This window comes from Shewanella sp. SM32, assembly GCF_025654235.1.
Taxonomy (GTDB): Bacteria; Pseudomonadota; Gammaproteobacteria; order Enterobacterales; family Shewanellaceae; genus Shewanella; species Shewanella oncorhynchi.
Genome location: NZ_JAKKRO010000005.1, coordinates 14,507 through 35,610, shown reverse-complemented (window position 1 = coordinate 35,610; position 21,104 = coordinate 14,507). Strand labels below are relative to the sequence as shown.

The 21,104-nt window shown below is 44.0% G+C and carries 14 protein-coding genes; 11 read left to right on the top strand and 3 right to left on the bottom strand.

Going from position 1 to position 21,104, the window contains the following annotated elements:
• Positions 1-2: 2 nt before the first annotated feature.
• The 11 genes from L5M10_RS03230 to L5M10_RS03180 all read left to right on the top strand — a co-directional run bounded on the left by L5M10_RS03230 (position 3) and on the right by L5M10_RS03180 (position 16,746).
• Complete coding sequence (locus L5M10_RS03230) at positions 3-218, top strand: DUF2835 domain-containing protein (protein ID WP_028759764.1); 216 nt, start codon at positions 3-5, stop codon at positions 216-218.
• A 338-nt stretch (positions 219-556) separates the two neighbouring features.
• A complete protein-coding gene (locus L5M10_RS03225) occupies positions 557-2,599 on the top strand; it encodes a DUF1302 domain-containing protein (RefSeq protein ID WP_263162729.1) in 2,043 nt (680 codons plus the stop codon).
• A 13-nt stretch (positions 2,600-2,612) separates the two neighbouring features.
• Positions 2,613-3,977: a DUF1329 domain-containing protein gene (locus tag L5M10_RS03220; RefSeq protein ID WP_263162726.1), complete on the top strand. Its 1,365-nt coding sequence runs from the start codon at positions 2,613-2,615 to the stop codon at positions 3,975-3,977.
• A 54-nt stretch (positions 3,978-4,031) separates the two neighbouring features.
• Entirely contained in the window at positions 4,032-5,048 is a 1,017-nt protein-coding gene (locus L5M10_RS03215; RefSeq protein WP_263162725.1) for a WD40/YVTN/BNR-like repeat-containing protein, read from the top strand.
• Between the two features lie 36 nt (positions 5,049-5,084).
• Positions 5,085-7,400 (top strand): efflux RND transporter permease subunit, encoded by a 2,316-nt coding sequence (locus tag L5M10_RS03210; RefSeq protein ID WP_113940560.1) that lies wholly within the window; start codon positions 5,085-5,087, stop codon positions 7,398-7,400.
• 264 nt (positions 7,401-7,664) lie between these two features.
• Positions 7,665-12,509 (top strand): NAD-glutamate dehydrogenase, encoded by a 4,845-nt coding sequence (locus L5M10_RS03205; RefSeq protein ID WP_263162722.1) that lies wholly within the window; start codon positions 7,665-7,667, stop codon positions 12,507-12,509.
• Between the two features lie 63 nt (positions 12,510-12,572).
• Positions 12,573-13,592, top strand: coding sequence for a quinone-dependent dihydroorotate dehydrogenase (pyrD, locus tag L5M10_RS03200; protein ID WP_263138625.1), 1,020 nt, complete (start codon positions 12,573-12,575; stop codon positions 13,590-13,592).
• Between the two features lie 200 nt (positions 13,593-13,792).
• Positions 13,793-14,326 (top strand): cell division protein ZapC, encoded by a 534-nt coding sequence (locus L5M10_RS03195; RefSeq protein WP_263162720.1) that lies wholly within the window; start codon positions 13,793-13,795, stop codon positions 14,324-14,326.
• A gap of 282 nt (positions 14,327-14,608) precedes the next feature.
• The gene (locus L5M10_RS03190; protein WP_263162718.1) at positions 14,609-14,800 is read left to right on the top strand and encodes a hypothetical protein; all 192 of its coding nucleotides are present in this window, start codon (positions 14,609-14,611) and stop codon (positions 14,798-14,800) included.
• A gap of 165 nt (positions 14,801-14,965) precedes the next feature.
• On the top strand, positions 14,966-16,078 hold the full coding sequence (locus L5M10_RS03185; RefSeq protein ID WP_263162716.1) for an AAA family ATPase: 1,113 nt from the start codon (positions 14,966-14,968) through the stop codon (positions 16,076-16,078).
• A complete protein-coding gene (locus L5M10_RS03180; RefSeq protein WP_263254827.1) occupies positions 16,075-16,746 on the top strand; it encodes a DUF4276 family protein in 672 nt (223 codons plus the stop codon). Before L5M10_RS03185 ends, L5M10_RS03180 begins: the two co-directional genes overlap by 4 nt.
• Positions 16,747-17,061: 315 nt before the next feature.
• Here L5M10_RS03180 and L5M10_RS03175 read toward each other — a convergent pair whose 3' ends face one another.
• Genes L5M10_RS03175 through L5M10_RS03165 form a run of 3 tightly spaced genes read right to left on the bottom strand, consistent with a single transcriptional unit; the run spans position 17,062 to position 21,103 of the window.
• The gene (locus tag L5M10_RS03175; protein ID WP_006086285.1) at positions 17,062-17,397 is read right to left on the bottom strand and encodes a YdbL family protein; all 336 of its coding nucleotides are present in this window, start codon (positions 17,395-17,397) and stop codon (positions 17,062-17,064) included.
• Positions 17,398-17,421: 24 nt separating this feature from the next.
• Positions 17,422-17,640 (bottom strand): YnbE family lipoprotein, encoded by a 219-nt coding sequence (locus L5M10_RS03170; protein ID WP_028759774.1) that lies wholly within the window; start codon positions 17,638-17,640, stop codon positions 17,422-17,424.
• Between the two features lie 13 nt (positions 17,641-17,653).
• Positions 17,654-21,103, bottom strand: a complete 3,450-nt coding sequence (locus L5M10_RS03165) for a YdbH domain-containing protein (RefSeq protein WP_263162710.1) — start codon at positions 21,101-21,103, stop codon at positions 17,654-17,656.
• Position 21,104 lies beyond the last annotated feature (1 nt).

Below are 21,104 nucleotides of genomic sequence, written 5' to 3'. Positions count from 1 at the left end.
TTATGGAACTGTATTTCAAATTATCGATCAGCTATCGAGATTTCTTACCTTATTATCAAGGGCTTGCCGATAAAGTCGAGGTTCGTGAAACTCAAGGGCGGATTTTGTGGATTAATGGCCGTCATTTTAGGCGTTTTTTAACCGAAAATGGCATTCAAGGCTATTTCAAATTGGTTTTAGATGACAAGGGACAATTTGTTTCATTAAATCGAGTTTAGTCTTAATTTGTTTATCTTTACTTAGAGCAATTACTTTAAACGGTCGGCTGATTACTAAGCTCGCTTTGTGATATTTTATTTTTAAATATGTTAATGAATTATATGATTTTTTAATGTGTTTTTATGTTTCATTCCTATTCCGCTTTTCGCTAATTTAAATCTCTCCTTTTTAGTTAACGGTACAAATGTACCTACATGCTTAATTCTTTAGAAAATTTTCTCTAACTGCGCCTTGCTCAAGGGGATTAATTGCTGTAACAATGATGTTACCTGTGAGCTAACAAGATGTTGGTTGTAATTCCTAAAACAAAGAATCCAGCAGGGTACGGAGAGCTAAAATGAAAATTGTTAAAAATAGTTTTAACAAATCGGCGCTTGCTTTGGGGGTGGCGTCGGCATTGAGTTTGTTAATGATCCCAAGCGTTAATGCAGTATCTTTTAATTGGGGAGAGGTTGAGGGCACATTTGACTCAACTTGGACTGCTGGTGCGAGCTGGCGTGTAGGGGAGCGCGATTGGGAAGGTCAAATTGGTAAGGTTAATCAACCCCAATTCGATTGGTCTAATTACAGCGCATTTGGCAATACTAAATACACTTCTGCTGAGATTTGGGCACAGCCCGGATCGTATTCCAGTAACAATGACTTAAGTAATTTACTTTATTCTCAAGGCGATACTACGTCCGAAATCGTTAAAGGTTTGCATGAATTGTCATTGAAATACAAAAACTACGGTTTATTCGCTCGTGGTATGTATTTCTATGATCGTAAACTCAATGACGGTAATTATGATTTTAATGATCCGATAACGGGCAAAGAGTTTGACCCTTGCGAAGATAACCGTGCTTCAGAAGTTCAATGTAAAGATATTCGCTTACTCGATGCGTTTGTGTATGGCAACTTTGACCTCAACGATGGCGCTAATCCATTATCTATTCGTGTAGGTAATCAAGTGGTGTCATGGGGTGAAAGTACACTGATTGCCCATGGGATCAGTGAAATCAACGCCGTTGACTTGAACATACTTAATGCACCAGGCGCTGAACTAAAAGAAGCGTTCAGACCTCAAGGCATGGTGTGGGCTTCCCTTGGTTTGACGGATTCATTAACGGTAGAAGCATTCTATCAATATGATTGGCAACCTATTTGGGTTCCAACACCGGGTTCTATTTTTGCGACTAACGATTTTGCGGGTTTCGGTGGTTACGCTCAAAACGCTCAGCTTGGGTTTAATGCTAACCCTGACATCAATTTAGACTTCGTAATGCAAGAATACGAGCGTTTAGCGGGCATGATTGCCAGCGGCCAATCTATTCCGACACAGCAATTGGTTTCTATGGCCTTAGCCTACCCAACAAAAGTGACGCTAGTGCAGGATGAGGCAGAGCCAAGCAATGATGGCCAATATGGTATTAAGCTGGGTTATTACGCGCCTTCACTGGGTGAAACCGAATTTGGTTTTTATTTCATGAATTACCATAGCCGTCGTCCTCTTATCAGTGGTACAGCCGCCGATTTTAGCACGGGTGCACTTTTGTCTGATCTGGCGACTATAGGTCAAAACTCGGGTAATATTGATCGTGAATTGCTGCTCAATTTGAAGAGTTTCTCTAAGGCGCAAATCGTTTATCCAGAAGATATCAAGCTTTACGGTTTCAGTTTCAATACCTTGGTTGGTGATACCTCTGTCGCGGCTGAAATTGCCCATCGTCAGGATGAACCACTGCAAATCGATGACGTAGAATTGTTGTTTGCCGGTATGCCACAGCAGTTAGCTAACGCTGGTCTTCGTCCAGATCTCGATGGTATTTCACAGATTAAAGATGTTAAGCCGGGTGAAACCGTGGATGGCTTTATCCGTCTTGATACCACTCAGGCGCAGATGACTTTCACCCATTTATTTGGTCCAACGTTAGGTTTAGATAACTTGACTATGTTGGCCGAAGTGGGTGGCGTGTGGATCCATGATATGCCAGGTTTTGATGAGCTACGTCTCAATGGTCCTGGTACGTCACGTTCTGGCGGCAACCCGGATATGCCCGGCATCATTCAAGCCTTGCACAATGGTCCTGAAACTAACCCGTTTCCAACCGACTTTGCTTGGGGATACCGTTTAGTTGGAAAGGCGGATTTCAACAACATATTTGCTGGGGTCAATATGTCTCCACGGGTGATTTTCTCCCATGACGTTGATGGTATTACACCTGATCCTATGTTCCTGTTCACGGAAGGACGTAAGTCTGTCGCGCTAGGCGTTAACTTCGACTATCAAAACCGTTGGGGTGCAGATATCTCCTATAACAATTTCTTTGGCGGTGTCGGTACGACGAATGCGATGGCAGATCGTGATTATGTTTCATTCAATATCAAGTATTCGATCTAAAAGGACTCAAACAATGAAGAAACTGACGATATTGGCGAGTGCAGTCATGCTGGCGTTCGCAGCGCCAGTCGCTATGGCTAAGATATCAGAAGCTGATGCGGCAAAACTTGGCAATGAACTTACCCCTTTAGGTGCTGAAAAAGCAGGTAATGCTGATGGTTCTATTCCTGCGTGGGATGGTGGTATCACTAAGCCTGTGGCGGGTTATACCAAAGGGATGCACCACCCAGATCCTTTCCCTGAGGATAAGATTGAATTTACTATTACTAATGCTAACAAATCGCAATATAAAGATTTTTTAACGCCGGGTCAGGTGAAGCTGTTCGAACTTTACCCTGATACCTACAAGATGAATGTGTATAAGACTCGCCGTAGCGCCTCTGTACCACAGTTCGTTTACGATGCGACTAAAGTTAACGCGACTCGTGCTGAACTGATTGCACAGGGCAATGGTATTTCTGGCGCGGCTATTGGTATTCCATTCCCGATCCCTGCAAATGGTTTAGAAGCAATTTGGAACCACATTTTGCGTTTTCGTGGTATCGATATCGAAACTTCCCGTAGCCAAGCTGCACCGACAGCCGATGGTAGCTATAGCTTAGTCGAAACGGCTGAGGAAATTCGCTTCGAATATTCTCGTCCAGAAATTACCTTAGATCAGCTTAAAGCCAGCAATACGCTGTTCTACTTTAAGCAAGTGGTGACTCAGCCTGCACGTTTAGCAGGTACAGCCTTATTGGTTAAAGAAACCATGGATCAAGAGGCGCTTCCCCGCCAAGCTTGGACCTATAACACAGGTCAACGTCGAGTACGTAAAGCGCCGAACGTGGCTTTTGATACACCGGGTACAGTGTCAGACGGTCTGCGTACGACAGATGATTTCGATATGTTTAACGGCTCCCCAGTGCGTTACAACTGGGAACTGGTTGGCAAAAAAGAAATTTATATCCCGTACAACGATTACAAACTGCATTCAGATAAGCTGAAATATGACCAAATATTGAAACCTGGTCATGTGAATCCTGAATACGTTCGTTGGGAAAAACACCGCGTATGGCAAGTGAGGGCGACGCTGAAAGACGGTATGCGCCACATTTATAAAGTGCGCGATATGTACCTTGATGAAGATTCATGGCAAGTGTCAATCGCCGATCTCTACGACAACCGTGATCAGTTGTATCGTGTGGCCGTTGCACATGGCTTGAATTATTACGAAGTACCTGCACAGTGGGATACTTTGGAAGTCTTCCATGATTTGCAATCCCGTCGTTATCTCGCCATGGGCTTAGACAACCAAAGTGGCATGTATAACTTCGATGCCAAACTGACTGAAGCTAACTTTACCCCCGATGCATTGCGTCGTGAAGGTATCCGTTAATAGGCCACGTACAAAGGGGCGCTTAGCGCCCCTCATTAGTTTAAGGAAGTTTGTATGTCGTTTCGCATCCTTCAGTGTGTCGCTGTATTAAGTTTCGGTGGCGCTTTTTTTCCTTCTACATTATCTGCAACGCCCTCTGATCCGATTTTTTCTCAAGTTCAACCTCTTGCTGCTTCATCTTTGATTTTAGATATTGCCAACGTAGGTGCTGGTTTAGTGGCTGTGGGTGAACGTGGTCATGCTCTTGTGTATGACGGCAGTTGGCATCAAGTAGCAACGCCCGTGAGTTCACAGCTGACCAAAGTCTTTTTTCTCAATGAAAAACGCGGTTGGGCTGTAGGTCATGATGCAACCATTTTACAGACTCAGGATGGCGGTCAAACTTGGCAGCTACAAATGCATTCGCCAGAGATTGAAAAGCCTTTCCTCGATGTGGTGTTTTTAGACGAAAACAATGGTATTGCCATTGGCGCTTACGGTTTGTTTTATCGCACTAATGATGGCGGCGCCCATTGGAGTGATGAGTTTCATGAGGAGCTTTTAGCTGAAGAAGATGTGGCTTATTTGGCGGAGTTAAAAGGCAGCGACCAATCGGCCTATTTGAGTGCGCGCGCTTCATTATTGCCGCATTTTAATCGTATTTTAACCTTAACCGATGGACGTTTATTATTGGTTGGCGAGCTGGGCTTAGTCGCTGTTTCTGGCGATCAAGGTAAAACATTTACTCGTACCAATTTTGATTACGATGGTTCTATGTTTAACGCCGTAGAAACGAAAAATGCTGTGTATGTGATGGGCCTTCGCGGTCATATATTCAAAGCTGATGTGAGTTTAAGCCAATGGAATCAAATAGAACTGCCTGTGCAATCCTCAATCAACGGTGCCATGGTTGTTTCTGACGACGCGCTATATTTAGTGGGAAATGCGGGGATAGTGATCAAGCTAAATGAGGATGACACTAGCAGTATCGTGACTCGTCGCCAAGGGGAAAACTTAGTGTCTATTGCGAAGGATAATCAAGGGAATATGTGGTTATCCGGCAGCCAAGGGCTGTTTATTCTTAAGCCATAAAATTTTAAAACTACAATAAATAACAGGGCCGAGAAGATGTTAGAAAAACTGGTCAACGGATTTGAGTCATTTTTGTTTCGCAATCGCGCATGGGTCGTCGGCATTTTTGTGTTTTTGACGTTGTTTTTTGGCTATCAGGCCAGTCAACTCAAAATGGATGCGGCTTTTATCAAAAATATTCCACTGCAGCACAGTTATATGCAGACCTACCTGAAACACCAAAAAGATTTTGGTGGTGCCAACAGCATCATGGTGGCGGTTGAGGATACCAGCGGTAATATTTTTAATGCTAACTATTTTGATACCTTAAAAAACGTGCATGATCAGCTGTTTTTTATTCCAGGGGTTGATCGTGCGCAGGTGAAATCAATTTTTTCGCCTTCCACTCGTTTTACTGAAGTCGTTGAGGATGGTTTTGCTGGCGGGCCAGTTATTCCAGCGGATTTTTCAACTTCAGTGTCTGGGTTAGAAACGGTTCGCGATAATATTGAAAAAGCAGGGATTGTCGGCCGATTAATTGCCAACGATTACAGTGCGGCTATGGTGTCGGCTCAATTAATGGATTTTGATCCACAGACGGGTAAACCGCTTGATACCATTGCTTTTGCTGCACAATTAGAAAAAGAGCTTAGGGGCAAGTTCGAAACCGATAAGGTTAAAATTCACATCATAGGTTTCGCCAAAATGGCGGGGGATGTGGCTGATGGTGCTAAGGGTGTATTGCTGTTCTTCGTGATCGCGATTTTGGTCACCGCCATCATGGTTTATCTCTTTTCTAAATCAATCATCTTGACCATGCTGCCACTGGTTTGCAGTTTAACGGCTGTGGTCTGGCAGCTTGGTTTATTGACTGTGATAGGTTTCGGTCTCGATCCTATGTCGATTCTGGTACCGTTTTTAGTCTTCGCCATCGGTGTGAGCCACGGGGTGCAGATCATCAATGCTGTACGGCGCCGAGTGCTCGACGGGCAAACGACAAAAGCAGCTTCGGCGTCGGCATTTCGTAGTTTATTAGTGCCGGGTGGTGTGGCATTACTGTCCGATACTGTTGGTTTTATTACCCTGTTATTTATCGATATTGGGATTATTCGCGAGCTGGCGATTTCTGCCTCGCTCGGTGTTGGCGTGATCATTTTTACTAACCTTATCCTGTTGCCTTTGGTGATTTCTTTTACTGAAATCAAAGTTAATAAACATGCAGAACCGACTGCTGAAGAAGTGCGAACTGAGGCTATTTGGCGCTTCATGGCGCGTTTTGCGACGCCTAAATATGCTGTGGTAGTCATTATTGCCACTGTGGTGTTGTATTTTGTGGGTCTGCAACAAGCTAATCAGATGAAGATTGGTGACTTACAGGGCGGCGCGCCAGCGTTACATCAAGATTCGCGTTATAACCTCGATACCTTCTTCATCACAGATCATTTCTCTATCACCACAGATGTGATGACTGTGATTGTTGAGGCAGCACCTGAAGCCTGTACTTACCACGATGTGCTCACTCAAATTGATCAGTTTGAGTGGTTAGTGCGCAATACCCCTGGGGTGGAGTCGACTGTGAGTTTGGCGTCAGTCGCTAAAAAAGTGAATGCAGGCTTCAACGAAGGTAATCCAAGATGGGAAGTGTTGCCGCGTACAACGGCGAGCTTAGTACAGGCCATTGGCCAAATTCCCACGACTTCAGGTTTATTAAATGGCGATTGTTCTGTCATGCCTGTGTATCTGTTTATGAAAGATCACAAGGCCGAAACCATAGAAACTGTGGTCGCTAAGGTCAAAGCCGTCGCCGCGAAAATGGATAACGAGAAGTTGCAGTTTAAACTGGCGTCGGGTCCTGTGGGTGTAATGGCAGCGACTAACGAAGCGGTGGCCGAGGCGCAGTTACCTATGATGATATACGTCTATGGTGCCGTGTTTGTACTCTGCTTAATCAGCTTTAAATCTTTTAAAGCCACTGTGGCGGTCATTATTCCGTTATATGTCGTGTCGACACTGGCACAAGCTTTGATGACTCAGCTCGATATTGGCCTAGCTGTCAGTACCTTACCTGTCATTGCGCTGGGGGTTGGTATTGGTGTGGACTATGGTATTTATATCCTCTCGACTATGTCGTCTAAGCTATCGAATGGTATGCCAGTACAGCAGGCTTACTATGAGGCGTTGGTCGAACGGGGTAGTGCGGTGATCTTTACTGGCCTTACATTGGCGATTGGTGTCAGTACTTGGTTCTTCTCGGCGCTTAAATTCCAAATGGACATGGGAATATTGTTAACATTCATGTTTGTGGTAAATATGCTCGGTGCCATAATTATCCTACCTGCATTGGCCGCCATTTTCTGGCGCCAACCTAAGTAGAGTCTACAAATGGGGAGCTAAGCTCCCCATTTACTTTTGAATACTTAGTCTGCTTTATCGATTGTTTGGTCATTTGTCATTCCTTGTTTACGCCAATACTGGATTTCAAGAGGATGTACCACTAAAATTTTCCTCGAAATACAGCGGTTTTAGTAATAAACTTCGCGCGACGATCTAGATCACATTAATTTATCTGCGATTGTTAAGCCGAAGCATCCAAATAATGAAAAAAGCGCTGCCATAGACGCTTAAGGAAACAGCAACATGGCCTTGAAAGATGCAATGCCTTCAGTACTACTTGAAAATGTAGTCAGTTTAATTCACGCTAAAGTCCCTAATTCACAAGCCAAGCAAGTTGAACAGTTCGCCACCTGCCTTTATGCCCACATGTCGAAAGACGATCTCAATGCGCGTAATGACAGTGATTTATACGGTGCGGTTCTCAGTTTATGGAACGCCCTGAACAAAACACCAAAAGGTAGCACTCATCTGAGAGTGTTCAATCCTAGCCAAGCCAAACACGGCTGGCAATCTACTCACTCGATCATTGAAGTTATCCAACCTGACATGCCATTCTTGGTCGATTCAGTTGGTATGGCATTGAAGCGAATGGGTATTACTGCTCACATGATGTTGCACACTCCACTGGCGATTGAGCGTTCAGAAAGTGGTGTGACGAATGTCACTTATCTTAATCAGAGCCCTGAAAGCACTGAGCATGTCGCTGTATTTTTGATTGAAATTGACCGTCAAAGCAGCACGGTTGATATCAAAGCATTAGAGCGCGAAATTCAGTCTGTGCTTGCCGATGTCGCTTCATCAGTCAACGACTGGGAAGCCATGTCTGCCAAGTTGGCTGAGATGATCAAGGAATTGCCAAAACGTCCGTTCCCGGGCGATAAGCAAGAGTTAGAAGAAGCGATTAACTTCCTGACTTACTTGAATAATCATCACTTTACGCTATTAGGTTACCGTCAATACGATTTGAAACGTGTCGAAGGTGACGTTGAGTTAGTGCCTAATATCGCCTCTAGTTTAGGTTTGATGAACAAGCACACTAAAGCACAACCTGAGCAAGGTTTGTTGTTATCTAGCTTCTCCGATAGTGCCCGCAAAGAAGCCTTAGATCACAGCTTACTGATCCTCACTAAGAGCAGTGCTAAGAGCCGTGTACATCGTCCAGCTTATGTCGATTATATCGGTATTAAGCGTTTCGATAAGAAAGGCAATGTGATTGGCGAAGATAGATTTATCGGTTTGTATGCGTCAAACCTGTATAACCGTAGCCCACGTGAAATCCCACTGCTGAATGAAAAAGTGCAGCGTGTGTTAGATCGTTCAGGCTTGACCCCACGTTCACACGACTATAAAGCCCTGCTAAACATCCTTGAGAATTTACCTCGTGACGAGCTAATTCAAGCCAATGTTGATGATTTATCGCACATGGCCCATGGCGTGTTAGAAATGCAAGACAGAGACAAGCTGAAACTCTTTGTACGCAAAGATGGCTTTGGCCGTTTCTTATCCTGTTTAGTGTACGTTTCTAAGGATCGTTACAACACTAAACTCCGCCAAGATACTCAACGTATTCTGGCCCAGCACTTTAACAGCAAAGAAGATGTAGAGTTTACGACTTATTTCTCCGAGTCGACGCTAGCCCGCACTCACTACATAGTCAAAGTTGATAACAATAATATGGATGTAGATGTGGCTGCCATAGAGAACAACTTAATAGAAGCGGCACGTTCGTGGGAAGATAAGTTAAGCACTGCGCTTAACAGTGCACTCGGCGAAGAAGCTGGCACTCATCTGACTAAGCGTTATTTCAATGCGTTTGAGCAAAGCTATAAAGAAGACGTATTGCCAAGTTCTGCCGTCGTCGACATGCAACAGCTCGAAGCACTGGATGATGAACACAAGCTCGGCATGTTGTTCTATCAACCGCAGGAAGCGGCGCTGAACGATAACAAAGTGCGTTTAAAGCTATTCCATAAAGATGAGCCTATTCATCTTTCTGACGTGCTGCCAATGCTCGAAAACTTTGGTCTGCGCGTGATCAACGAGCGTCCATATGAAGTCACGACTTCAGACGGTTCTACCTTCTGGATCTTAGACTTCTTGATGACAGTTAAAGTCGTCAACACAGATAACATCGCTGATAGCCAAGACAGATTCCAAACTGCACTGTCACAAGTGTGGCAAAAGAAGTTAGAAGATGACGGCTTCAACCGCATTATTCTGGCGTCAGGTTTAACGGGCCGTGAAGTCTCTGTATTGCGCGCGTATGCGAAATACATGCGTCAAATCGATGCGACTTTCAGTCAGTCATATATTGAAGAAACCTTCGGTCGTTACCCACAAATCGCTGATTTGTTGGTGAAGATGTTCATCCGTAAATTTAACCCTAAACTGAAAACCCGTACTCTGGGCAAGTTTTTGGAGCAGATCAATTTACGTTTAGATGAAGTGTCTAGCTTGGATGATGACCGTATTATTCGTCGTTATTTAGACTTGATTAACGCCACTCTGCGTACCAACTTCTACCAACTGGATGCCAAAGGCGAATCTAAGAGTTATATCTCGTTTAAATTCATGCCTTCACTGATCCCTGAAATGCCACGTCCACTGCCGAAATTCGAAATATTCGTTTATTCGCCACGGGTTGAAGGTGTGCATTTACGTTACGGTAAAGTGGCTCGTGGTGGTCTGCGTTGGTCAGATCGTCGTGAAGACTTCCGTACCGAAGTATTAGGTTTGGTAAAAGCACAGCAAGTGAAAAACACTGTGATTGTGCCTGTGGGTGCTAAAGGTGGTTTTGTTTGTAAACAATTGCCAACTGAAGGCGGCCGTGAAGCTTTCTTCACCGAAGGTCAAGAATGTTACCGCATCTTTATCCGTGCATTGCTCGATATTACCGATAACATTTTGAACGGTGAAATCGTCCATCCATTGGATGTGGTTCGTCATGATGAAGATGACCCATATTTAGTGGTAGCAGCCGATAAAGGTACAGCGACATTCTCTGATATCGCGAACTCGATTTCCCTCGAATACCGCTTCTGGCTCGGTGATGCATTCGCATCGGGTGGCAGCAACGGTTATGACCATAAGAAAATGGGTATCACGGCCAAAGGCGGCTGGGAATCGGTTAAGCGTCATTTCCGCGAAGTCGGTATTGATTGTCAAACCACAGACTTTACCTGTTTAGGTATAGGTGACATGGCGGGCGACGTATTCGGTAACGGTATGTTGTTGTCTAAGCACACTAAACTGGTTGCAGCCTTTAACCACATGCATATCTTCATCGATCCAAATCCGGATACGGCATTAAGTTATGATGAACGGGCGCGTTTATTCGCTCTGCCACGTTCAAGCTGGGAAGACTACAGCAGCAAGTTGATTTCTAAGGGTGGCGGTATTTTCCTCCGTTCATCTAAATCCATTCCATTATCGGCAGAGATGAAGCAAATGTTGGCCACAGAGAAAACCTCTATGACCCCAACTGAGCTGATGAAAGAACTGTTGAAAATGCCAGTGGATTTGATCTGGAACGGCGGTATCGGTACGTATGTGAAATCTTCACGTGAAACCCAAGCTGAAGTCGGCGATCGTGCCAACGATGCTCTACGTGTCAACGGTGGCGAACTGCGCGCTAAGATAGTCGGCGAGGGCGGTAACTTAGGTTGTACTCAGTTAGGTCGTATTGAATATGCGTCTAATGGCGGTCGCATCAACACTGACTTCGTGGATAACGTTGGTGGTGTGGACTGTTCAGACAACGAAGTGAACATCAAGATTTTGCTGAACGCTATGGTGACTGAAGGTGAACTGACGCTTAAGCAGCGTAACCGTTTACTGGAAGAAATGACCGAAGAAGTCGGCCAAATCGTACTGCAAGACTGTAAAGATCAAACTCGTACTATCTCTGTGACTCAAGTGCGCGGTGCTGAGCAGTTAAAAGAGCAGATCCGCTTTATCCAGTATCTGGAAAAAGAAGGCAAGTTAGACAGAGCGTTAGAGTTCTTACCGTCTGACGACGAGCTAGCTGAACGTTTAGCCAGTGGTCGTGCATTAACGCGCCCAGAGCTATCAGTACTGGTTGCCTATGCGAAAATGGTGCTGAAAGAGCAATTAGTGACGCCAGAAATCACTGAAGATACTCTGTTAAGCCAACTTCTTATCGCGTATTTCCCGAAAAAACTTCAGGAAAAATACAGCGACAAAATGGCAACCCATCCACTGCGTGGCGAAATCATTGCGACCTCACTCGCCAATGAACTTGTCAACGACATGGGCTTGAATTTTGTTCAACGTATGCAAGATGAGACTGGTGCCTCAGTTGCCGACGCGGCAATTTGCTACACTATGGCCCGCGAAGTATTTGGTTTAGCTGAATTAACTAAATCGATCACTGACTTAAACGGCATAGTTCCGGCTGTGGTTCAAGGTGAAATGCTGCATCAGTTACGCCGCAATATGCGTCGTGCTAGCCGCTGGTTCCTACGTCACCGTAACCGCTCTTGGAGCATCGAACAAACCGTTGCTTTCTTCAAACCGGTATTTGAACAAATTAAAGATAATGTTCATTTATATCTGGTCGAAGAAGAAGCTAAAGGTATCCAATCTGAGATCAATGCTTTGGTCAAAGAAAACGTACCACAAGCTGTTGCAACGATTGTGGCTAACATGAGCACCTTGTTCTCTGCCTTAGACATTGCCCAAATTGCGCAAACAGAAGATAAGACAGTGGCATTAGTGGCTGAAACTTACTTCAAACTCGGCGCCCGCGTTGAGCTGCACTGGTTCTTAGAACAGATCAGCGCTCAACCTGTAGCGAACCATTGGCAAGCACTGGCTCGTGCCGCCTTTAGGGAAGAGTTAGATTGGCAACAACGTGCATTGAGTTCAGTGGTCTTAAGAACCTGCAGTGCAACCTGTGATGCCGAAAGTGTGATTTCTCAGTGGATTGAGATAAATCAAGGCTTATTGGAAAGATGGTTCCATATGCTAGCTGACTTTAAAACGTCGCAAATCCATGAGTTTGCTAAGTTCTCTGTCGCCCTACGTGAACTTAACCTTCTGATCCTTCATTGCGAAGGCCAAAAGTAAACTTATTATAACAATCAGAAGCCCTGGCGATCGCCGGGGCTTTTTTTAGGTCGAGGAAAGTACATGTTTTATAAAATCGCACAGAAAGTCATGTTTCAGATGGATCCTGAGCGAGCTCACCATCTTGCTATAGGCAGTTTAAAAATGACCGCCAATAGCCCGTTAACGTGTCTATATGGACAAACGATTGCACCCGCTCCTGTCAGCTTTATGGGGTTGACCTTTCCTAACCCAGTGGGACTTGCTGCCGGTATGGACAAGGATGGCGAATCGATTGATGCCTTTCATGCGATGGGATTTGGTCATATTGAAGTGGGCACTGTGACCCCAAGACCACAGCCTGGTAACGATTTACCCCGTCTATTTAGATTAAAGCCTGCCAAAGGTATTATTAATCGCATGGGGTTTAATAATAAGGGTGTCGATAATTTGGTCAAAAATTTGGTCGCTAAAAAGACCAATATCATGGTTGGCGTCAATATTGGCAAAAATAAAGACACGCCAGTAGAACAAGGTAAAGACGATTATTTGATCTGCATGGATAAAGTTTATCTCCATGCGGCTTATATTGCGGTGAATATTTCATCACCCAATACCCCAGGATTACGATCGCTACAATATGGCGATCTATTAGATGAATTATTGAGCGCAATTAAAACTAAGCAACTTGAGCTGGCCGAAAAGCATAAAAAATACGTGCCCATCGCGCTTAAAATTGCTCCAGATTTAACCATCGAAGAAATTGAAAATATCGCGCAAGCTTTGATTAAAAACAAATTTGATGGCGCAATTGCGACCAATACCACTTTAACGCGTGATGGTGTTAGCGGTCTTGCCAACGCCAATGAAAGCGGCGGCTTAAGCGGCAAACCCTTAACTGAGCTGTCTACTAAAGTGATTAAGCAATTGGCGATTTGTTTGAAAGGGCAGATCCCGATCATAGGTGTGGGCGGTATTAATAGCGCTGAAGATGCCTTAGCCAAATTCGATGCGGGCGCCACTATGGTACAGATTTATTCAGGTTTTATTTATCAAGGTCCGAAGTTAATTAAAGAAATAGTGAATGCATACCGCTTGAAATAATGATCTTAGGGTTAATATAACGATCTAAAATAAGATCTTATTCTTTAACAGCGATCTAAAATGATCCTTAGATCGCTGTTAAGATCTTACAATAGATCGACTAAGTAACTGTTAAATAATTTGTATTTTATTATTTTTATTTTGATATTGGATAAAATATCTACTATTATGTCCCAGTGTTCAAATATTGGGTCACCGTTATGTTATTAATGCCGCAAAAAGATTGGCAATGGAAATATAACGATTCGTATGGTGTATTAGGCGTATCGTTAGGTTCCGAGATAGAATTTCTGACGTCTTATAAAGCAAAATTACTCATTCCAGATGCCTTATCAAGCATGGAATTTAATATTGCGCACGCCAAATTCTATATGAGCTTACTCGATAGATTGCCTAAAACACTGTCTTTGTCCGATGCCGCTATTGTGCAAATCGCCCTCAATGCCACCGCAGCCCATTTTATGCTGACACCACAAATGCCTAAATCATGGTTTTTTGATACCAGTGATGTCTGTGTTTACAGTGATGTGGGTAAAGTCTTTGAGCTTAAATGCCAAAAGCAAAGGGCACTCGTGCTTGTGGTTGAAAACACCCTGCAATCGGCCTTAGTGATGTTATTATCGCCCGAATGTGTTTTATCCGGTGCTAAAACTATGGTGCAGTTTGAAACCATCAAAGTGATGCATAATCGCTTACACCCCCTACGTGCGCAGCGCCACGTGGTTGCGGCATAGTGTAGTTGTAGATCAATAGCCATTATTGGTTTTTAATATCTGCCATTAGCCATACATCACGATTGGTTTTGATATTAACCACTTGCCGATAGTTCGCTAAAATCCCCATGGCGTTAGTGCGTTATCTGTACTCTTTTCTGCTAAGAAAGCCTTTTCCTAAAATTAGTCACGTGGATCTTCAACACCTTCCTTTCGAATTCTACCCAACGATAATTTGTGAGTCTTATTACTCTTTATTGGCTCTGCTTTTAGTATCAAACTCACTACGCAGTCTGGTTTGCCATGGTATTCACTCGTCGACTCGCAGCGAGTCCATCCGTGGATGCTCGACCGCCCCGTCCATGGGGCGGACGGTCGTCTCGCCAATCACCATGGCGCACCTTTCAGCATTTGCGTAGTCTGCAGGTTCAAGAGGAGGAGTTTTTATTTAACTATGGTAAGAACGGTTTTGGTGAGCTGTTTGTGTACCTCTAAAAGCAAAAAGAGTTGGGAGTGCCTATATTTTTTGGGGATTAAAATGCGCTAGCCGTGGTAAAGTGTCTGTTATTGTTTGGACCGAATAAGGCGATCGTATCAACGATTACCAATTAACGTCAGCAGAAAAGTGTGTAGCCAGAGAAAGCTAAAAGAGGGTGTAAAATGGGTACAGTAAACCCCATCAAGGAATTGAGTATTGTCGGTTTTAAATCGATACGTTCGATGGAAAAGCTAAGATTAAATAGCTTAAACGTCCTAATTGGCGCTAATGGTGTTGGTAAAAGTAACTTTGTTTCATATTTCCGCTTGCTTGGTGAGATGCTCGACGGGCGTTTACAGGTATGGAGTAAAAAACAGGGCGGAGCAGATCGAATTTTAAGCTTTGGCATAAAAGAAACTGAAAAATTTGGATCTCTTGTGACCTTTGGTATTAATGGTTATAAGTTTCTTTTAGAACCAACAGTAGATGGTGGTTTTACTTTTGCGCAAGAATCACTCTATTTTAAAGGGCCTTATTTTGGTGATAAGTGGATTTCTCTGGGTTCTGGTCATAATGAAGCAAAGCTAAAATTTAAATATGAAAAAAGCAGTAAATTTTCAGAAGCTGATTATTGTTATAGTTCAATTTCGAGTTGGCGTGTGTACCATTTTCACGACACTAGCGATACGGCAGGAGTAAAGCGGTTATCCTCTGTACACGATAACGAGTATTTACGTAATGATGCTTCAAATTTAGCAGCGTATTTATATCGTTTAAAAAATGAAGAGTCCGAGGTATATAGTCAAATTCGTAAGACTGTTAAGCTAGCGATACCATTTTTCAACGATTTTGTGTTAAAGCCAACTCAGTTAGAAACTGGTGAAGAACAAGTTCGTTTATTATGGACACAAACAGATAGTGATTATGCGTTATGGCCTAGTCAGTTGTCTGATGGTTCAATCCGTTTTATTTGCTTAGTAACAGCGTTGCTACAACCCAAACCTCCTTCTACCATTATTATTGACGAGCCTGAGCTTGGATTACACCCGTACGCTATTACTTTACTTGGAGCATTATTACGATCGGCTTCACTGCGTATGCAAGTGATTGTTTCGACACAATCAGTACCTTTGCTGAATGAGTTTGAAATCGATGATCTTATTGTTGTAGAAAGAGAAAATGGTGCTTCTAACTTTAAACGTTTAGAGGAAGATGAATTTAAGTTTTGGCTTGAGGATTATTCAGTTGGTGAACTTTGGGAGAAAAATATTTTAGGCGGGAGGCCGTCAAAATGATCATTGTTCATGTCATTTGTGAAGGGCAAACTGAAGAAGCCTTTGTTAATAATTTACTTGTTGAACCTTTTGCTAATAAAGGTATTTACCTTAGGCCTGCTTTAATAGGTAAACCTGGGCATAAAGGCGGTAACTTCAAATTTGAACGTCTTTTGCCCGATATCCGAAATCGACTTACTGCGGATAAAAACTGCTATTGCACCACATTTTTTGATTTCTATGGGTTACCCGAATCATTCCCGGGTAAAAAAGCTTTAGCTGTTAATGCTGCTATTACGGATAAGGCTGAATCGTTGCAGAAAGAATTGGTTGCAAAGCTTACCGAGACATTAGGTACTGATGTGATGCGCCGCTTTATTCCTTTTGTACAAATGTATGAGTTCGAAGGTTTGTTATTCAGCGATCCCGAGAAAATGGCTTTAGGCATGGATAAACCAGATTTAGTTGCATCCTTTCAAGCTATCGCTGATAAGTTCGCTTCACCTGAACACATCAACAACAGCCCGCAAACAGCACCGAGTAAGCGTATTATAAGTTTAATTGATAATTACGAAAAACCACTGATGGGAACTTTGGCGGCACTAGATGTTGGCCTTGAAGCTATGCGCGGAAAATGTGAGTTATTTAATACATGGTTGCAACAAATTGAAGCATTGTCAGCAGAGTAATTATTACAATAGCAATCGATTTTTTAGTAACACAATTACGTAATTTAGTTAATAATTTAATAGCACCCATTGTTAAATTTGGTTACCCAGTATACGCCGGGGTTGATGAGATTAAGCACAGTCATGGAAGTGACCATCCGTGACATGGATGTCACGGTCGAGCCTATAGGGATACTTCTTACTAGGTAACAGGACGGCGTGTCACTGGAATAAGTGTGCTTAATTAAACTCCATCAACAAAAACGCCTGCTACTGCAGGCGTTTTGTTTATGTCTATTCGCTTTGCTTTTACGCGCTAGAGCCTTAGAAAGCGGACTATTTTTTAATCCATTTGCCTTTGGCATCTTGCACATAGTTGCCTTTATCTGTGGCGGCTATGGCTTTTTCGCCAGCAAGTTTAGCAACGTCGGCTGGGGAGAGTTTGTTCTTCTTAGCGATGGTTTCGTAGTGGGCGCGACGTTTGTTATTTACGTCGTCCATCACGGCTTTGGCTTCGGGATTGGCTTGCACTAATCCTAAGTAGCCGTTGGCTTGTTCGCCTAAATAGCCCTGTGATTTAGCTTCTTGAAGTGACATAGCAAAGGCGCTTAGGCTTAAGACGCTGAGGGTTAATAGCAATAATAACTTTGTTTTTAGTCGGATTGATTTCATGGTGATTCCTCAATTCTTATTTAATTAGAACAGCTTATCGTCTGACAGGAGTTGGTCTAATTCCTTATCTACTTTGATCCGTATCTCATGTTCAATTTTCACATTGAGATTGATAACGATAGGTTTATCTGGCGGTTCTATTTTGACTGTGGGCGTACAGCCCTGCAATGAGGCTAGGGCTACCAATGCGATAAGCGCGCTTCGGGTACCTATGCTAATTTGCTGTAATTGAATTATCTTCACTGAGGTTTCCTTGTTACTTCACTGATTTTTCGATTCTGTCCTGCAAGTCATTACCAATTTGCAGACTTCTAAATAATTGCAGCATGTTCTCTTCGTGGGAGTAATTCAAGTGGATAGGGCGTTCAATCCCTTCACCGCGGCCTTTTACTTCGACGAGTAGTTTAGCATCACCGGCTTGGTCCATATCAAAGCTGCTTGATAATTGGCTGTATTGTAAGTGTTCTAACGTCGAAAAGACAAAGTCTAGATACGGTTGGGATTGGCGCATCTGCTCAACGGCGGGGTTGCCCGAGATAGCGATGAGGCCGCCGGGTGCGCGCGCGGCTAATTGCCCGCCAGTGATCGACACTTTGCCGTTGATTAAATCGACGGGCAACACGCCATCGAATATGCCGTCGGCATAGATGCCAATTTGTGGTTGAATGCGCAGGACCTCTTCTAGACTCATGGCCTGCAGTAACAGATAGGCATGGGATTTATCCTGCAATTTAAGATTAAATTCTGGCAGCAGAAACTGGCCGCTGAGCACTTTGCCTTTGGCGGTCATGGAAACATCGGTGTCACTTAAGCCTGTGAGTTGTTGTATCCAATTGTCGGGCAATTTCTCGGCATCTTTGCCAAGGGCGATATCGGCTTCCACTTCGATATCGGTCAGTGGGAAGCCTGGATCAAATAAGTTAAAGGTCATCAGCGTCTGCGGGCAATTGAGCTTACTGAGGCTGCTAAAATAGCCTTTATCCTGTGGCTTGTTATGAGACTCTTTTTTATAAGATTGCCCCCAAGTGAACTCACATTGCGCTTGCAGTTTCCCCCCCTCAAAAATGATGTCTTTGTAAAAGCCTTCAAGTTCAGTCATCGATTGAGTTATTTGCATGGCAAATTGGGTCTGATCGCGCCTTTGCGTTAGGTTAAACTGCGCCTGTAATTGGTTATTACCTGTGACATTAAGCTCAGATGGTAAGGGTTGGGTTTGATTGAGCAAGGCTAGCGCCTCGGTCATGCTAGTGTTGACTATCCATTGGCCCGTTAACACTAAGGGATTGTTCGCGGTGGCAAGATTCAGCTTATGTTGGCTTTGCAGTTCAACTGTGCCCACTTGCCAGTGCTCATCACCAAAGAGCGTATTATTTTTCCAATCTAAGCTTTGTGCCAGCGTTAACTTGTCCAGCTTGAGTACGGTTTCTTTGCGGCTGCGGCCTTTGCTGCTGAGCTGTTTTTCGATATTAAGCTGACTTGCTTGCCATGCGAGTTGATTACGCCAAGTGGTAGCGCGTAGTGAGTCGAACAGCGCTTCGATATCGGGTTTAAGCTCAAATGACATGGCTTTTTGTAATGCAATCGAGAAACTGCCCGCATTCATATCGGTTTTCGTTATGATGCTAGTGCTAGCATTTTTATCCGCATTAGCCTCAGTGACTACATCATCTGTCACTAAAGTCTGTTTGGTCTGCGAAAAATACAGTTGCTCCAGTGCTAAGTTTAAAGGCGGTATGGCAAGGGTTAACCTGTTTGCGGTATCAGATGTGGGCACTGAGCTTTGCGCTGGACTGGCTTTCTGAATGCTAGCGTTTTGAATACCAGAACTCTGAGTATGAGTGCTTTTCTGCGAGCTTATGTTCAGCGGCGCGAGGGCATTTATCGCGATACTACCAAGGCTAAACTCTGCATGTTTAGCCGCATTTTTATTTTGCATGCTAATACGCTTAAGCTCACCCACGGCGAACTGTAGCGTGTTGCCAGTATTTTGTTTTGTTGATTGAGTCAGTTCAGTCGATTTGGTAGCGGCAGTGATAAATTGCCAATCGGTTGAACTTGGCGTCTGAACTAAGTTAAATGTGCCTGCTGTCGTTAACTGACTATTATTCCAGCTAAAATCCTGCGGCGGATTTGTCCACAATTCAGATAATTGCATTGAGCTTGTTTGCTTCGTACTAAGGCGCCAATCTGTTTTGAAGGACAGTGCTTCGGTTGATTTTGTGATTTCAACATTGGCCAAATCGACTTGGGTATCGAGCTTACTGCCTAAGGTTTTAAGCTTCACTCGAGGAAGTTTAATCGCAAGGGGATTAGCCAAGTGCACATCTTGCGGAATTTGAGTCAGCGGGTAATGCAGGGCTTCAGGTAATGTCAGTGCGATTCCCACTGGTGTATCTGTACTTTTGAGCCCCGATAGCAGCTTAGCGATTTGACTCGCTAACGGATCAGGCACTTGCTCCGAAGCAGGCTTGGCTGCTGGCTGTGTTAAAGATTGAGACGAAGGCTGAGTTAAAGGCTTAGCCAGCGACTTATCGAGTAGCTGCATCAGTCGTTGTTGCTGCTCTGTATTTGGACTCAGCGCTAAGCTAAAGGGCTCTAGTTTTAGGTCAAGTTCGGCTAAATGTCCAGCAATCTTAAATGCGAGCTCAGGTTTTGGCGCAAGCTCGGGTTTAGGTGCAAGTTGCAGCGCAGCCAACTGATTAAAGGTCAGCTTTGGCTCGATTAACTGATGCTCACTGATAAGCTCGCCTGAGGTTAATGTGATACTGCTGTTGGATATCAATTGGCCTTGTAAATCAATCGCTAACGCTTGCCACTCTTTATCAAGTTCCGTTAACGGACTCAGTACACTGTCCTGCGCTTGCCTTAGGCTGATTTGATGCAAGCTTGCAAGCAGCGGCGCGAGCTGGATTTGACTCATGAGTTGCCATTTGTTGGTTTCGAGTGTGGCTTTAAGTATGGCGATGCTTTCGCCTGCATGGCTAAACTCGCTGTTGATTTCCCCTGCGCCGTTAAGGCTCAACTTATCCATTACCAAACGATAGGCGGGTAAATCATTATGGGTGTTGAGATGGTGGGAGTTGAGAATAAGGCTGGTTTTTCCGATATCGATGAGTGGTAGTGATTTGATATCTAAGGCCAATGCGGGGCCTTGTTCATCGATGGCATTCCGATTGGGTAAAAACAGTGATTGCCCTAACTCGACTTCAATATCACCTGTGGATATTTGGGTGATTTTTTGAGTGAGGTAAGAGGCTTGGCTGAACTGTTTAAGTTCGGCAAAACTCTGTGGCCAGTCAAGTTTTAGCTGAATATTCAAATCATTAAGCTTGATATGGCTATCATGCACCCTCAGATTGGCAGAGGTAATTCGCCAATGTTCTAACTGACTTTGCTCTAATTCAATGTCAATCAGTTCGCTGTCCATACCTGTGAGGGCAAAATTTGCCGCCCGTATGATGAGTTGTTCAGCCTGGGTATTTACAATCCAAACGGTTAACGCCACGCCCGCCAAGATGCCCGTTAAGCTGGTCGCCAATAAGGTTTTTTTTAGGGGGAATTTACGGCGATTTTGCGCAGCAACATGAGTATCCGTTCCAAAACCTAAAGCACCACTGCGAGGGCCAGCAGATATCTGCGTTGCCTCGTGCTGAAGTGCCTTGCTATCAGAGGCATTGCCACGGCTTGGCTTGTTGTGGATTGGCATT